Source organism: Sinomicrobium sp., assembly GCA_029266035.1.
Classification (GTDB): domain Bacteria; phylum Bacteroidota; class Bacteroidia; order Flavobacteriales; family Flavobacteriaceae; genus Sinomicrobium.
Map to the genome: position 1 here is coordinate 19,582 of JAJUFH010000030.1, position 16,384 is coordinate 35,965.

The following is a 16,384-nucleotide window of genomic DNA, read 5'->3' on the forward strand; positions in this document are numbered from 1 at the left end:
AATTAGTTAGTCGTCTATTTACCGAAGAGTTTTTTCCACCAGGGTGAAGCCTCCTCTGTATGTCCGTAACCATAGCCATAACCATAACCATAGCCGTAGCCGTAACCTTTTTTAGCGTCCGAATCATTGACCAGTATAGCCATATTGGGCAAGCGCTTTTCTTTGTACAAATTTTCGGGCACAGCTAGCATACGCTTATCCAAATAGCCCGCACGACACACATAAACAAACACATCCGCGTATTTACTGATCAGCAAGGTGTCGGTCACCAAGCTTACTGGAGCTGTATCTACCACAATATAGTCATAGCGATCTTCTAATTCCTCAAACAGCACTCCCACCTTATCGCCCATCAGCAATTCGGCCGGGTTGGGTGGTATAGCACCTGAATGCAACACATCCAAGTTGGCAAAGCCCTCGCGATTAATTCCAAAAATCAAATCGTCAATTCTAGTTTCCCCATTACTCAAATAATTGGTCAACCCACGACTATCGGGGAGATTTACGTATTCCGACAGTTTCGGATTTCGCACGTCCATACCTATTAGCAACACCCTCTTACCCGACAAGGCTAATGTCCCTGCGAGATTGGTCGACACAAAGGTCTTTCCTTCCCCCGACAGTGTAGAGGTCACAAAAATCTTTTTAGCCTTATCTCCATTTGCATTCGCCAACATAAAATCGAGGTTGGTTCGCAAGATCCTAAACGCCTCTGCCGCCGCAGTTCGGCTGCTTACGGTAATCATATCATCATTGGAGTGCGATTTCGGAATATCGCCCAAGAAAGGCACAGACAACTTTCCATCTATATCCTTACGTCCTTGCAACTTGGTATCCAAAAGGTCTTTCAGATATATAACTCCAAAGGGAATTAGAACTCCCAGTATTATCGCGGCCAACAGGATAATATTTCTTTTTGGCGACACAGGTATATCCTGTCCGTAAGCCGCGTCAATTATCTTGGCATTAGGTGCTGTTACTGCGAGAGATATAGCAGTCTCTTCCTTTTTTTGCAAAAGATACAAGTACAGTGTTTCCTTTATTTGCTGTTGTCGTTGTATCCCGCGAAATACCCGTTCCTGTTCCGGTACAGCCGAAATCTTAGAGCCTAACAACTGTTCCTGTTGCTTCAGTTCGTTCAGCGATATGGTTTGCGACGACTTCAGATTGCTCAGAGTCTGTGCGATACTCTGTCTCAGCGAAGCGATCTGCCCGTCGAGATTGATGATAATGGGGTGATTTTCTGTTGAGCTTTTCAACAGTCGGGTGCGCTCCTGTACCAACTTGTTGTACTCCATAATCATATTGCCTGAATTCCCGTTCTCTGTACTGATATTAGCCGGAATCAAGCTGCTATTATCATTGTTTTCCTGTAGGTAGGTAATCAGGTAATCGGTAAGTTGCAACTGCGTCTCAGCTTCCACTATCCTCTTTTCGTATTCTCCAGCGCTTTCCAAGGCCAATGAGGCTTCCGAAGTAATATCGGTCAGTCGATTGCGCTGTTTAAACCCTTCCGCATTCTCTTCCACATCACCCAATTGCTGTTCTATTACCTGCAATCGCTCGTCAATAAACTGAGCTGTATTACGCGACACCAAATTTTTGTCGGCCACCACATCAGCATTGTACTGTTCTATCAGTCCATTTAGTATATCTTCAGCTTTTCGCTGCACCGGATCGTTTAAGCTCAATTCTATCACACTGGTGTTTTTCCCCACCAGATTTACCTGTAGGCGTTGTAGATAGCTCTGAGTCACTTTTGCTAAAGGAATTACTTTTACCGTGACCACCTGCCCCCCGTATTCTTGAGTGTTGGCACTATGTGGCAATATGGTAATCTTCCCAAAAGACGTCTCTATATTTTCTCCAAAACCAAATTCTCCTTGGCTTTCTTCTTCCTGGTTTAGCAGTTCAAAACGAGTATCTGAAGCAATGCGAACTGTAAAGGTAGTATCTAGCTCGTACAGGGCAGAATCAGCCATTGAAAAGTTTACCTTTACCGGTGGGTTATACGTTTCCGAAGTCTTGATACGTCCGGTGGTAAAATACGATATATTAAACCCCTTTTGTCGGAGTACGGTTTCCATCAGTGTTCGCGATTTCAGTACCTCAATCTCATTGTCTACACTATTGGTATTATTGCCAAACAGCATCCCCATATCTTCAAAGGCAGATAGTTCTGAAGACACCCCCCCGTTTTTGTCGTCCTTAATCATAATAGTGGCCGATACGCTATATTCTGGAGTGGCATAGCGCAGGTAGAGGAAGGCTAGTATCATACAGACCACTACTCCTACGGCAAACCACCTCCAGTTGGCCAAGTATCGATCCAGCTGTTCTCTCAAATTAATTTCTTCTTCCCCTGCAGGGTGCATAGGCTGTATATCCTGATTCGATTGCATGGTTAAAACCGCTGATTAACGTGTTAAAATGGAAATTAGAGATATGACAATAGAGGCTAATGAAATAAAGACAGGAGCATTTCTGTTAAATGCAGAAGCTTGTACCTGAGCTTTGTTTGGCTCTACATATATCACATCATTTTGCTGTAAGTAGTAGTAAGGCGATTCCAGAATATCCTTTTTGGTCATATCTACTCGGGTATAGGTCTTTTCTCCGTTTTTATCTCGGATAATCAAGATGTTATCTCGCTTTCCATATACAGTCAGATCGCCAGCAAGCCCCAAAGCTTCAGGGATGGTGATACGTTCGTTTGGAATAGTATACGAACCCGGACGAGCTACTTCCCCCAGCACAGTCACCTTATAGTTCATAATACGGATATTCACAATGGGGTTTTTGATATAGTGTGAAATTTTTTCGTTTAGCAGATTAACCGCCTCCCTTCGGGTAAGTCCTCCCAACTTTACTGTTCCTATCACCGGGAATTCTATTTCACCTTTATTGTCTACCAAATAAGTCTGATACTGTGCTCTCCCTGCCGCATTTCCATCCGACCCCATATAAGCCACAGCGGGAAGGTTAAAAGGAATAGCCGTTTCTGTATCAAAAGCCGACACCATAATAGTGAGCAGGTCGTCCGGTTGCAATACAGGATCGTAAATCACCTGGCTTGCCAATTTGTCAATTTCCTCAATATCCTGAAAATAAACAATATCTTTTTTGGAAGCACAAGAGTTTAATACAAGTACCAAAACAATCCATATATAGAAAGGGGAGAAACGGTGTACCGAATATTTTTTTACCATTATTTGAGTAGTTTACATCTGCTTATTGAGTATATGATCCGGGACCCAACTGGCATACTTATGCTGCAAATATAGTATTTGCAAACGATTTTTTTATTTTTCCTTTACCATTTTCTTATATACTGTATAATATTCCCCACCTTTTGAGGCCCCAGATGGCGGATTGTAGTGAATAATGTAAAACTGTTGAGGGCAGTATATAGCTTTACAATTTCTTTGAAAAACACAGTGTGTTGTTTACTGTACAATATCATTCAAAACGAAGCGCAGTAGAGAACCTGCCTACCGGAGACGGCTCAACACTCTTATCACAACAATTCTGTCTCCTCTTTTTTGGCTGTTTTTCCACCTTCGTCATCGTCATCATCCAAACACTCAAACAAGCTGTTCATACTTTTGTATTCCGGCACCAATTCCTTCATCAACTTTACGGTTTTTCGGTTTTTAAACTTCACAGCTTCTTCACAAAGCAGATTCACCGCTTTGTTCACCTCTTGGTAATCGTCGGTGGTTTCGGTAGCTATCATAATCTTTTCGTGGTGGGTGGGTAGGGTTTTGGCTTTATCACTCAACAGCTCTTCGTACAACTTCTCTCCCGGACGCAATCCAGTAACTTTAATCTCAATATCCACTCCTGGTTCAAAACCTGCCAATCGAATCATCTTAGTTGCTAGATCCATAATCCTCACAGCCTCTCCCATATCAAAAATAAAAATCTCTCCTCCTTTCCCCATGGCTCCCGCTTCCAGTACCAACCGACATGCCTCGGGAATAGTCATAAAATAGCGGATAATATCAGGATGTGTAATCGTCACTGGACCACCATTGGCTATTTGTTCTTTAAACAGTGGAACTACAGATCCATTAGACCCCAGTACATTCCCAAAACGAGTAGTGATAAAACGGGTGCTGTTTTTTCCTTTGTTTTGCAAAGAAAAATACTTCGATTGCACATACATCTCCGCTATTCTTTTTGAGGCTCCCATCACATTGCTCGGATTTACAGCCTTATCGGTAGATACCATAACAAATTTTTCTACCTCGAATTGCACCGCCAGATCGGCCATATTTTTGGTGCCGTTTACGTTGACAAAAACAGCTTCAGAAGGGTTCTCTTCCATCAGTGGCACGTGTTTATACGCTGCCGCATGATACACTACATGAGGTTTAAACACTTCAAACACTCGTTTCATTCGCTCGTAATTACGCACATCGCCAATCACCGTCTCAAATATCACCTCGCCACAACACTTATCGATTTCCAAACGCAACTGATGAAGAGGAGTTTCTGCCTGATCTAGGATAATCAGCATCTCCGGTTTATATTTCAGTACCTGGCGTACCATCTCGCTGCCTATCGATCCTGCAGCTCCTGTAACTAATACGCGTTTGCCCTTTATCTCTCGGGAAACCCCTTTGTTGTCGAGCACTATAGGTTTGCGCTCTAGCAAATCTTCAATCTGTATATTTTTGATCTGCCCCGAAAAATTCTGTTCGTTCTCCCAATCCGATACCAAAGGAGCGGTGAACACCTTATATCCGTGATCTAAACAGTCGTCTACCAAAGTAATTCGCTCCGTCTTGGTCAGATGCTTATCAGCCAATATCACCCCTTTGGCACGATGTGCACGCAGCAGTACCGACATTCGTTTGTTATCGTTCAATATAGGCAAATCCAAAATTCGCTTACTGGCATTGTGCCTATTTCTATCGATAAACCCGATAATCTTAAAACGCGGAGGTTGTTCTGTCCGGATCGCATTGGCAACCGAAATAGCGTTGGAATCGGCACCGTAAATCAATACCGGCATTTTTGCCACTATTTTTTTTTCGTTATTATAAGCCTGAAACGCCTGCTTCACCACTACCCTAAACAGAAAAAGTGCGGCAAAAGCGATTACCGTATACACAAAAAGTCCCTGAAAGAGCAACAACTTAGAGCCCGTAATCCACAAGCTGAGATAATTTATTACCACCAGCGTCAAAAAAGCCGAGGCAGTAGAAAACAGCAGCTTTAAACCATCTATATATGAAGAGTAGCGTATAAGCCCCGCATAAGTACGGAACACCACAAAAAAAACTGTATTTGCAGCCACCACCAGAGTGAGCTCTTCAAAACGGCTGAGGGGTGAATAAAAACTAAGTGTGAGCCCTTGCAGCAACATATAGGTAACTAGTGCAGCAAAAACAAGAATGGCAATATCCATTCCCAATACAATCCATCGCGGCAAATAACCTATATTTTTCAGATCAAGTCTCCCTCCCGACTGAAAAATCAATTGTACGGCAGCCTTGAGTTTATTCCAGTTGAGTTTCTCCATATACCGTTGTCTAGATTCGTTCATAAAAACGTTTTGCCCTCCTACCTCATAATAAAGGTATTAAAAAAAAACAGACCTGTTAAAAAAAACTAAAAAATCGTGTTTTTTTGTGTTGAAAAGCGGGGATTAACTTACAAATATAGAGCATTCCATATTACAAATCACGATCTTTTGTAAACAAAACGTTATTTTTACCATCACCATGTGTTCATAAAAAGCCTGAGACTCCACTTAAAACTATATTAAAATCCCTACAATTTTTGTTTCCCTTTTTACTAAAAAAACGGCATTTACTTAGGTGTCTACGTACAGAAACGTCTTCCACAATCAATATATTGCATTGGGATAGCTCAATCCTAAAAAAATTAAATTCACACCACCTAACTTAGACATAAGAGAGCATAAATTCAGGATGATTGTTCCGATATGGAGATTCCTCCCTCCTTCAATGAGCAGGAACTATAGAGATGGCAGACTATTCCTCAATTAGTGTTTCAAACGCAAATTCGGTCAACATTTCGTGATAACCTTCAAAAATGGTCAGACTTATATTTTTATAATTCTTTTTCAAACAAATTTTCCTTCCCCCTATCTCTCCTAATTCTCCAATCGGATCTCGGTGTTCCAGCAGATGTAATTTTTCGGCAGGCGACACATAGGCCGAACTATCGGCAACTGACATTTCGGCGAGCAATTTGTTGTAAAAATTGATAGAATGAGTGATCGGCACACTTCCGCGTATCCCATCGTAAACTCCGGCATAAATGTCTAGTGTAGAGTTTTTCAGTTTTTCTACCGGCGTTTTTCTCAACATAGGAGAACGCTGTCTGGCGCTTTCTATATCGAGTTCTTTTCCCGACCCCGTACAAGCCAGTATCTCTTTTGCATATCTACTCTTCTTTATCTTGTTCTCCTTGTACCAAGTTGCCAAGTCGGTGATAGATGCCCAGGCAGAAAACTTTTTTATACGGTGGGCAGATCGCATAAAGGTGTTTAGGGTAGCAAATCCACCACCACTCACCCCTATCACATATATATGGTCTGGATCTACATTGGCGTGGTCTATCGCATAACTAATAGCGTCGTCTATGTCGGCCATAGCCAAGTCACTGCAACAGGCGCTGGCCGTTTTATTCGCTCCTCGAAAATCCGGGTGTATATAATTCAGGTCTTGCGCCACACACATTTTGGCAAGGTCGTCCCTCTGAGTATAATCACCACTCCAGGTATGAAGGCTCACAACAAGTGGCCGGGGTTTGTCAGATTGCGACTTATAGAAATAGGATTTCTGTAAACTGTTGTCTTTAGTCGATTTAATATCTACAACTTCAAACACCTCATCCCATATCACTTTTCGGGTATCGTCAAATTTTATATACTTCTCCCCTGCCGGTTTTTTACTTTCAGACACCCTCTCTTTGGTTTGTGAAAATCCCGTGGCACCTCCTAAAACTACAACTAAGACGCCTATGGTCTGCTTTAACAATTTGTTTTTCATAATATGTATTGTTTCAATTTGGTTGTTCTCAATGCTCCATAAGTGGCATTTAAAACCACAAAAGTAAGGATTCCTTTTTAAGATGTTTTCTCTTCCAAATACGATTTGCAATTCTTTTTTCCCGGACAAACACAATGATGAAAGCAGGTGTATTGCCTAACCACAACACTTCCCACTTCCTCAAAAACAAACCTTATCCAGCAAAGAGTAAATAGCAAAAAACAAAATTGCCCTTTTCAAAATTCGCTGTATCTTTACCTTGCTTAATCGATGTTTCTTCTTTGTGACACCTATCAAACACATACTTATTACAGGGGGACTGGGATTTATAGGGACTAACTTTATCTCCTATTTTCTGAAGCACTATCCCGATTATCACTTGATAAACCTCGACTTGGTCACCTATGCAGCCAACAGCAAACACCTAGAAGAGGTTGAAGATCGAGAGCGATACACTTTTGTAAAAGGCAATATTTGTGACCGACAAGGCGTGCATCACATCTTTGAGAAATACGATATCAGAGGACTCATCCACTTTGCGGCGGAATCGCATGTGGACAATTCGATTAATACTCCGGGTATTTTTATGGAAACCAATGTACAAGGTACATATACTCTACTCGATGTAGCTTTTAAATATTGGATGAAGGCTCCTTTTCAATATCGAGAAGGATATGAAAACTGCCGTTTCCATCATATTTCTACCGATGAAGTATACGGTAGCCTAGGCCCCGAAGGGCTGTTTACCGAACAAACGCCCTATGCCCCTAATTCGCCCTACTCGGCGAGCAAAGCAGCTTCCGATATGATTGTACGCAGCTATCACCACACCTATGGCTTAGATATGGTAATCACTAATTGCTCTAACAATTACGGTCCTTATCAGCACACTGAAAAACTAATCCCCACCATTATTAAGAACGCCTTAAAAGGACTTCCTATACCCATATACGGCGATGGAAGCAATATACGCGACTGGCTGTACGTAGAAGATCACTGCAGGGGGATAGACCTCGCTTTTCACAAAGGTCGCAGTGGTGAAGTATACAATATTGGAGGACAGAACGAAAAGAATAACAACGAGATTGTGCATACCGTTTGTACACTTTTAGATGAGCTACATCCGGCAGAGGAAGGTTCATACAGCAAACTTATTACCTACGTAAAGGATCGCCCAGGGCACGACAGCCGATACGCTATAGACGCCACCAAAATAACTCGAGAACTGGGCTGGAGAGCCGAAGAGAATTTTGAAAGCGGTATCCTGAAAACAGTGCAGTGGTACCTGGATCAACGATCGAATGACTAAGAAAAAAGAGAAACTCTAAAATATATTTTAAGAAAATACCCTCTTTTAAAACACAATGTTACTATCTTGATCCAGTTTGATTATCCGCCAAACACCTCTGTTATAAAAACATTGTATCATCTTGTAAAGAAGCAACAACTACTCATCGCCGTTTTGTCGTACTGCCTTTTCGCCCCTTCTGATGACTACAATCTCAAGAAAAATACAATGTGCTGTTTATCGCCATAGACGACCTGAACGACTACGTACCTCTCCTCGGAAACTATCCAAGAATCAAGACTCCTAATCTGTACAGATTTGCAAAAGAGATAAGCATATAGCAATCGCTACACCCCTAAAACAAAAAAAGCTCTCCGCACGTGGCGGAAAAGCCTTTCATTGGTCTAACTACTAAACCTGGGCGAGCCAAAGACTCACCCCTAACAACACAACTAAATTCTTGGTTACAGCCCCCCACAGAGCCTCCCCCGTATATATCAAAGGATTTAATTCAGCTAATCCGAAAACCTTTTTATCTATTTCACAACGGTTGATTTACATTGTAAAAAAACCGTAATCTATACACTACTAAACACAAATTACGGCAGTAGCGACTGCAAATATAATACTTTTTTTAAATATACAAAAACCAACTCTCTACATATCCCGATATCCTTCATTAATCTCAGCCATAATCTCAGCCATAATCTCAGCAAATAATCGGAAGGACTTCAAACGATCAGCAATATCATATGTATTAGTAGCAACGATAAGCTCGTCTGCCTCTGTTTGTTTCAAGAACTGCTGCACTTGTTCTTTTACGGTTTCCTTGCTTCCGATAAAAGTATACCGAGCCATTTGCACTACCCTGGGATGTCGCATTGTCTCTCTCAAACCCGGAGTCATTTCTACGGGTGGTTCTATATACTCTGTAGTCATTCCGGTAAGTATATTGACCACCATTTTTAAATGAGAGGTATACAAGTTTTCGGCCTCGCTATCTGTATCTGCGATAAAGACGTTGATACCGGTTATCACATAAGGCTTTTGCCAACTTTCCGAGGCTTGAAATTCCTCCCGATAAATGCGAAGAGCCTCGTGTAATTGCACGGTAGAAAAATGACTGGCAAAGGCATAGGGCAATCCTTTTCTCGCCGCAAGATGTGCACTGCTGGTACTCGATCCGAGAATAAAAATAGGCACATCGACCCCCTCGGCCTGTGTAACCCGTACCCTGGCCGCTTTGTTTTCTATAGAGAAATAAGTCTGAATAGCATCGACATCCAAAGGAAACGAATGAGAAGCCTGAATAAATTCGGGTTTTATAGCATGAGCCGTTTCCTGATCGGTACCTGGTGCCCTACCTAATCCTAAATCGATACGTCCTGGAAAAAGATTCCCCAAGGTACCGAATTGCTCTGCAATGATAAAAGGGGAGTGATTGGGCAGCATAATACCCCCCGACCCCACGCGCAAAGTACTAGTAGCCTGCGCAATATGCCCTATAAGAATTTGTGGAGCACTACTGGCTATAGCTGGCATATTGTGATGCTCTGCAAACCACATACGCCTACCCCCTGCCGCTTCGGCCAATTGAGCCAAGGCAACAGCATTTTTATAGGTTTGAGCAATGGTATTTCCTTGAGCAATAGTGGCCAACTCCAATACAGACCAGGCTGTTTTCTTTGTATTCATATATCTTTATGTGCAATGCGTTTTTACAAATCTAATTTTCAATTTCAACTGTTTCGTAAGTCCATCTGTGGTTTAGCACCGGTGCAGCACCCTCAGCTGTCGTTCCGTTTTCTTCAGCAGCTACAGGGTAGTCTTCTTCGTTATACTCATATTCAAAAGCAAAGGTTTCATCTCCGGTAGTTGAAGAAACTCTCAACAGGTTATTAGGCGAATAAATAACAGGTCGAAAATCGTGTATAGTCTTCCCTATCGGTATTCCTCCTCCAATAGGTAATTCAAACAAATTCATATTAGCATTCACTCCCATAGCGGCAAGCAAGACTTGGCTGTAGCTATTTTTATCGTCGTAAGTAAAACTGTATACGTTGATATCGGTATAGGTAAGGCCACTGTCATTGCTAGACTGCTCCCTTATTTCTGTCACATTCCCCTTATTGTCGTAACTGATCAAATAACGGTCGTAATACAGACTACTTTCATCTGAATACTCGACAAACGACACCAAGCGCTGATCGCTGTTATAGTCAAAAATTCGAGTACATCGGACATCGACAAATACAAAGGTTTCCTGAGCTTCCGATTTAACCAACAAGCCTTCCTCATTGTACGTAAAACTTGCCTTTCGGTTGGAAGTTGATGCGAAATCGGGGATAGACATAGCTGTGATCTGTCCGTCGTCATTGTAAGTGTATTGTGTACTCCCGAATTGGGTGACGTTTTTGTCGGAATCGTAGGTCACATTTTGAACTTCACTCTCTTCCAAAAAACCTATCAGATAAAAGTGATCGTCGTATAAAAATTCCGTTTCACTGGCACCCTTAGTATAGGTTTTTAAAAGCAGTCGCTCGCCCTGCTGTGGTTGTGGCTGATTGTCGCTATTTGTATTTGTCCCGGCGTCGTCTTTAGAACAGCCGACTATTAGTATAGCCAGCGTTGTGATAGCAATTGTTTTTAGAGTCTTGTTCATGATAGCACTTTTGTCAAATTGATTTATAGCTTTAGCGTAGGTATTTAAACTCGATTGAATTTTAAAAAAATGGGATTTAGCGACTAAGTTAATATTTTTTTGAGGTAGATCTCGAATTCAGCCTTAAAACTCTCTCAAAAGCAATTGCAGCGCGGTGTACCTCCACTGTCCAATCGTCGGCAGCCTTGCCGTCTGCACCATCTGATATATACTTAAGACTTAAAAAAGGGACCTCTTCTTTCATAGCGGTCAACGCCAGAGCATAGGCTTCCATATCTACCACATCGTATACCGAGCTAGAATGAGACATTTCAAAATTATCCCCCGTTCCGCAAATAGCCTGAGGTATTCCCTCCATTTTCAATCCGTATTCCAAAACAGGAGGAAGACCTGATAGCGGTGTTTCGTATTGCGCGTAACCCAATCCCCTGACATCCATATCCCGTTGTACAAATTTTGTACAGCAAACGACTTCGCCTTTTTTATGGTGAGCGCTCCCGGCTGAGCCCAAGTTTACAATTAGCGATGGCCTTTTTTGCTGTATCGCCTTCGTCAGCTCGTACACTGCGTTTACCTTGCCTATTCCGCAGATCAAATGCCCGTATGAAGCAAATACATCAGCTGCCTCCGAAGCTAGAGCAAAGACAAACAGCACCTCGTTGACTGGAAAAGTGTTTTTTGAATTTACAGTAATCATCTATACTCTTTTATAAAATGAGAAAATACGTATTTTTTTCCTACGAACTAAGAACTACCAACTACAAAACAAAAAAGCCCATCTTTTCGATGAGCTTTTTTATTTTTTGGCGGTCTGGACGGGACTCGAACCCGCGACCCCATGCGTGACAGGCATGTATTCTAACCAGCTGAACTACCAGACCTTTGCCGTATTGCGGATGCAAATATACATTGCTTTTTCAATTCCGCAAATGTTTTATAAAAAAAAAGAGAGCGACTTTCACCTCTGGTCAAATAAACTTTTGTCTCTCAACAAGGTAAGTCTGTAAAATTTTTTGTAAATCTTTACTAATATCAGCTTCCACATATTTTATGCGGTATTGCGCCGCTTTCAATTTTATCATTGAAATGTAATTTTCAACTTTTTTTCGGTACTCTTCCCTGACATTGTCGGCATAGAGGTTTACCGCTTCACCGGTTTCTACATCTATAAAGCCCTTCGGATTGTTGTCGAAGTCAAAATCGACCTCAGCCGACTTGTCGGTTACGTGAAACAGCACCACCTCGTGTTTGTTGTACTTCAGATGCCTGAGCGCATTGAACAATTGGTCGTCGGCAGTCTCTGTTTGGAACATATCGGTAAACAAAAATATCATACTCCTCCTGTGCATTTTTTCAGCAATCTGATGGAGAAAAGTATAAGTATGTGTACTGCGCTGTTTGGGTGTGTGGCTTCCTATTTCTTCCAGTGTGTTCAACAACATTCCATAGTGTCTGCTACTCCCCTTTTCTGGGGCATAGAAGTTATAAACATCAGAATACACGCTGAGTCCTGCAGCATCTCGCTGGCGCTTCAATAGATTCATCAGCGCTGCAGAGGCCAATACTGAAAATCCGATTTTGTTCAGCCGTCGTGCAGATAGCTGCTTTAGCTCGGGATAGTACATAGACGACGAATTATCGATAATGATATGACACCTCAGATTGGTCTCCTCTTCATAACTCTTGGCATACAACTTGTCGGTACGAGCATACAACTTCCAGTCGATATGTCGTGTACTCTCTCCGGGATTGTATATGCGGTGCTCGGCAAATTCTGAGGAAAAACCGTGAAACGGACTCCTGTGCATCCCACTGATAAACCCCTCTACCACCTGATTGGCCAACAAGCCGAGGTTCTTAAAAAGTTGTATGTTATGTAATTCACTCTGTATGTTCAAATCCACTTTGCTTACAATTATTCCACACCCCTAAAAATAAAAAAGGTCTGACTATACGCCAAACCTTTTTTATAGTAATGTATTCATTTCGATTACAACAGCGAATCGAGAGCTTCGGTATAAGTGGTTTTTGGGGCTACTCCTACTTGTCTTCCAACAACCTCACCTCCCTGAAACACCAATACGGTAGGAATATTGCGCACACCGTATTTGGCAGCAAATTCCTGATTGGCGTCTACATCGACTTTACCAACAACGGCTTTGCCTTCATACTCCGAACTCACCTCCTCGATGATAGGACCTACCATACGGCAGGGTCCGCACCAAGCTGCCCAAAAGTCTACCATAACCGGTTTATCGCTCTTTAAAACTACTTCTTCAAAAGTAGCGTCTGTGATTTCTAATGCCATAACATCAAATTTTAATTATCATCGGGTTTACCCTGCAAATTTAATCAAATATTCTTGTGGTTTTACGCTGTAGTATTAGTTTTGACTATGAATGCATTGTAAACCTTGATAATTACAGTATATTCCTGGGGTAGGATTACTTCTCCATAAAGTCTCTCCGTTGTCCGTCTGTGAATTATTCTGTAGGTTTGACACCAAAGCAAAATCCCGGATGAAAACAGCTATTATTCGACTCATTTTCACACTTCTTATTCTGTGTTGTACAATGTGCAGATAAAAGCCCAGGAAAAAGCACCCACACAACTTCCGGGAGTAACGGTAAGCGGTCACAGCACTCAAGGATATGAAAGCGATAGCACTGCCGTTATTCCTATTGCTTCAGTCTCCACAGCCGAACTACAACAATTCAGTCCCACAGACATCACCCCTGCCATAAACAAAGTTCCCGGAGCTTTTATACTTTCTGGAGGGATGAACGTAAAACGCATTACCATTCGCGGTGTGGGCGCTCGCACCCCCTATGGAAGCAACAAGGTAAAAGCCTATTTTAACGGAATTCCGACAACCAATGGCATAGGTGAAACCGCCCTTGAAATATTCGACCCGGAAAGCATAGGAAATATAGAGATTATTGAAGGACCTAAAGCCTCCATCTATGGATCATCTTTAGGAGGTGCTATTTTACTGCAATCGGGACCTCTTACATATTCATCAGTGAGCAATAGTCTAACCCTAGGCTCATACGGACTTCTAAAAAACAGCGCTCAACTGTCGGTGGCCGACAAAAAACTATCTCTTACTTTCAATTACGAACATCTGGAAAAAGAGGGGTATCGACAAAACAGTGCCTATAATCGCAATGCTGTTTTGTTGAATACTTCCTATCGATTTAATGCCAACAACAGCCTGTCTCTTCTGTTCAGCCAGATAGCCTACAACGCGCAGATTCCGAGCTCTATCAGTAGGTCGGCAATGGACCAAGACCCGAGACAGGCGGCGTCCAATTGGCTGGAAGCCCAGGGGTACAAAAACAGTCATACTACTTTGGCGGGGTTGAGTTACACACATCGCTTCACGCCATCATTCCAAAATACTACCAGCTTTTTTTACACCTATATGGATCATTACGAACCCCGTCCTTTTAACATTCTCAGTGGTTTTACAAACGGTTACGGACTGCGAACTGTTTTCGGACGGGACCTTGACTTAGGCAACAATAAGGGCGTGATACAGGTCGGCACGGAGATGTACAAAGACATATACCGCTGGAAAACTGTTGAAAACCTGTACCAAGAGAACGAAGGTCGAGGAAGTATAGAGGGTCTGAAACTAAGTGACAATAAGGAGTACAGAAACCAACTAAATCTGTTTGCCACTCTTAGTCTGCCTCTGTCTCAAAAATGGAAAGCCCGACTGGGATTGAACGCCAATTTCACCTCTTACAACTTTCTCGATTACTACAACACAGATCACAATAACACCAGTGCTTCACGTCGCTTTGAACCCATTCTTGCCCCTTCACTCGACATCGCCTATCAACACAGCAAGCAGCTGAGGCTCTACGCCAATATCGGTCGAGGTTTTTCTTTTCCGGGAACCGAAGAAACCCTCACCCCCGAAGGAGTCATCAATCCGGAACTGGGACCTGAAAAAGGAATGCATTACGAAGCGGGAATGCAGTTGAAACTCCTAAAAGACCAGCTTTCGATTACAACCGCTGTTTACCTGATGAGTATTCGCGACCTCCTAATAGCAGAGAGAGTAGGAGAAGATCAATACATCGGCAGAAATGCCGGAAAAACAGAACACAAAGGCATAGAATTCTCTGCCACATACCGGGCTGTGATAGGGCATTCCACCACGCTAATTCCCTTTATCTCCACCTCGATAAACAAACATCGCTTTATCCGCTTTGAGGACAGAGGCAACGATTATTCCGGCAATCCACTTACCGGAGTCCCCAATTTCAGAACCAATGCAGGCTTTCGACTCATTCATCAAAAAGGGCTCTTTCTCTATGCCAACTATTTCGGCACAGGGAAGATTCCGCTCACCGATAGCAATAGCCTACAAACCGATCCCCATCACATATTCAACCTCAAGGCCGGGTACGGCACATCGCTATATCCCAGACTTTCCATCCAAATCTCCGGAGGAATCGACAATATAGGAAACAGCCGCTATGCCTCATCCGTGCTAATCAATGCTACCGGATTCGGAAACACCGAAGCTCGATTTTACTATCCCGGACTCCCTAGAAATTACTATGCAGGTATACGTTTGCGCTATATATTGTAGATGAATGAACCGGAAATTATCTATCTTTGTTTAGACCCCTGATTCTGACAAAACTAAAATAAGATTGTATGAGACTCATTTTAAAAATCCTTTTAACCGCCCTGGCGGTAGTCATTTTAGCCAAGGTATTACCCGGGATTGATGTAGACAGTTATCTCACTGCCGTAGTAGTAGCTCTAGTACTCGGACTGTTGAACCTCTTGGTAAAACCCTTGCTCATACTCTTTACACTGCCGATCACCATACTTACTATGGGACTTTTTCTACTGGTGATCAATGCTGTAGTTATTCTCTTTACCGAAAGCTTAGTAGGAGGTTTTCAGGTCGCCAACTTCTGGTGGGCGCTATTGTTTAGCTTATTACTGTCGTTTCTTCAATCCATTTTCCACTCCTTTATCGGAGATAAGGAACAAGCTGGAACCTAAAAACTACGAACTAACAAACTACAAAACGAAAAGACAGAAAAGCGAAAAACCACCAAGAACTAATCGACTACAAATCGCACCACATTAATTCATCTATGGGGGGGAGACGCAAAATTTTGCGTCTCTACAGCGTTTGGTTTATAGCATATCGCTGTTCTACACATCGCCCTGAAAAGGTAGTTGAGGCCAACTAAACAACTATGAACCACCGCAAACTACGAACTATGAATTACAAACTGACTACGCCTGAAATAGGTTGCCCTTTTTCGCAAGATAATACAACATGAAAAAATCAGGAACCCGACGAGTTTTTGACTTGGATTTAAAATTAAGTTTGGTAAGTCAGATTGAAAAGGGAGAATTAAAAGTATCAGA

The 16,384-nt window shown here is 42.3% G+C and carries 12 protein-coding genes and 1 tRNA gene; 3 read left to right on the top strand and 10 right to left on the bottom strand.

Annotated features, from left to right (window positions below):
* Positions 1-14: 14 nt before the first annotated feature.
* The 4 genes from ACYZZR_RS11880 to ACYZZR_RS11895 all read right to left on the bottom strand — a co-directional run bounded on the left by ACYZZR_RS11880 (position 15) and on the right by ACYZZR_RS11895 (position 7,028).
* On the bottom strand, positions 15-2,402 hold the full coding sequence (locus tag ACYZZR_RS11880) for a GumC family protein (protein WP_461534228.1): 2,388 nt from the start codon (positions 2,400-2,402) through the stop codon (positions 15-17).
* 15 nt (positions 2,403-2,417) lie between these two features.
* Positions 2,418-3,209, bottom strand: coding sequence for a polysaccharide biosynthesis/export family protein (locus tag ACYZZR_RS11885; RefSeq protein WP_461534229.1), 792 nt, complete (start codon positions 3,207-3,209; stop codon positions 2,418-2,420).
* Between the two features lie 308 nt (positions 3,210-3,517).
* On the bottom strand, positions 3,518-5,554 hold the full coding sequence (locus tag ACYZZR_RS11890; RefSeq protein ID WP_461534230.1) for a polysaccharide biosynthesis protein: 2,037 nt from the start codon (positions 5,552-5,554) through the stop codon (positions 3,518-3,520).
* Between the two features lie 451 nt (positions 5,555-6,005).
* Positions 6,006-7,028, bottom strand: a complete 1,023-nt coding sequence (locus tag ACYZZR_RS11895; RefSeq protein WP_461534231.1) for an alpha/beta hydrolase family protein — start codon at positions 7,026-7,028, stop codon at positions 6,006-6,008.
* A gap of 292 nt (positions 7,029-7,320) precedes the next feature.
* On the opposite strand from ACYZZR_RS11895, the gene rfbB reads away from it, so the two are divergent.
* Positions 7,321-8,337 carry a dTDP-glucose 4,6-dehydratase gene (gene rfbB / locus ACYZZR_RS11900; RefSeq protein WP_461534239.1) on the top strand — a complete coding sequence of 339 codons (1,017 nt, stop codon included), beginning with the start codon at positions 7,321-7,323 and terminating at the stop codon, positions 8,335-8,337.
* A 636-nt stretch (positions 8,338-8,973) separates the two neighbouring features.
* Here rfbB and ACYZZR_RS11905 read toward each other — a convergent pair.
* The 6 genes from ACYZZR_RS11905 to trxA form a co-directional block, all read right to left on the bottom strand.
* Positions 8,974-10,011 (bottom strand): LLM class flavin-dependent oxidoreductase, encoded by a 1,038-nt coding sequence (locus ACYZZR_RS11905; protein WP_461534232.1) that lies wholly within the window; start codon positions 10,009-10,011, stop codon positions 8,974-8,976.
* 31 nt (positions 10,012-10,042) lie between these two features.
* Positions 10,043-10,978, bottom strand: a complete 936-nt coding sequence (locus ACYZZR_RS11910; protein WP_461534233.1) for a hypothetical protein — start codon at positions 10,976-10,978, stop codon at positions 10,043-10,045.
* 88 nt (positions 10,979-11,066) lie between these two features.
* Positions 11,067-11,675: a phosphorylase family protein gene (locus ACYZZR_RS11915; protein WP_461534234.1), complete on the bottom strand. Its 609-nt coding sequence runs from the start codon at positions 11,673-11,675 to the stop codon at positions 11,067-11,069.
* 107 nt (positions 11,676-11,782) lie between these two features.
* A tRNA-Asp gene (locus ACYZZR_RS11920) sits at positions 11,783-11,859 on the bottom strand.
* 87 nt (positions 11,860-11,946) lie between these two features.
* A complete protein-coding gene (locus ACYZZR_RS11925) occupies positions 11,947-12,876 on the bottom strand; it encodes a DUF58 domain-containing protein (protein WP_461534235.1) in 930 nt (309 codons plus the stop codon).
* 92 nt (positions 12,877-12,968) lie between these two features.
* Entirely contained in the window at positions 12,969-13,286 is a 318-nt protein-coding gene (gene trxA / locus ACYZZR_RS11930; protein ID WP_461534236.1) for a thioredoxin, read from the bottom strand.
* Positions 13,287-13,553: 267 nt separating this feature from the next.
* Here trxA and ACYZZR_RS11935 point away from each other — a divergent pair, with 267 nt between their 5' ends.
* Together ACYZZR_RS11935 and ACYZZR_RS11940 are read left to right on the top strand one after the other, a co-directional pair.
* A complete protein-coding gene (locus ACYZZR_RS11935) occupies positions 13,554-15,584 on the top strand; it encodes a TonB-dependent receptor family protein (RefSeq protein WP_461534237.1) in 2,031 nt (676 codons plus the stop codon).
* A gap of 68 nt (positions 15,585-15,652) precedes the next feature.
* Positions 15,653-16,009, top strand: coding sequence for a phage holin family protein (locus ACYZZR_RS11940; RefSeq protein WP_461534238.1), 357 nt, complete (start codon positions 15,653-15,655; stop codon positions 16,007-16,009).
* Positions 16,010-16,384: the final 375 nt, after the last annotated feature.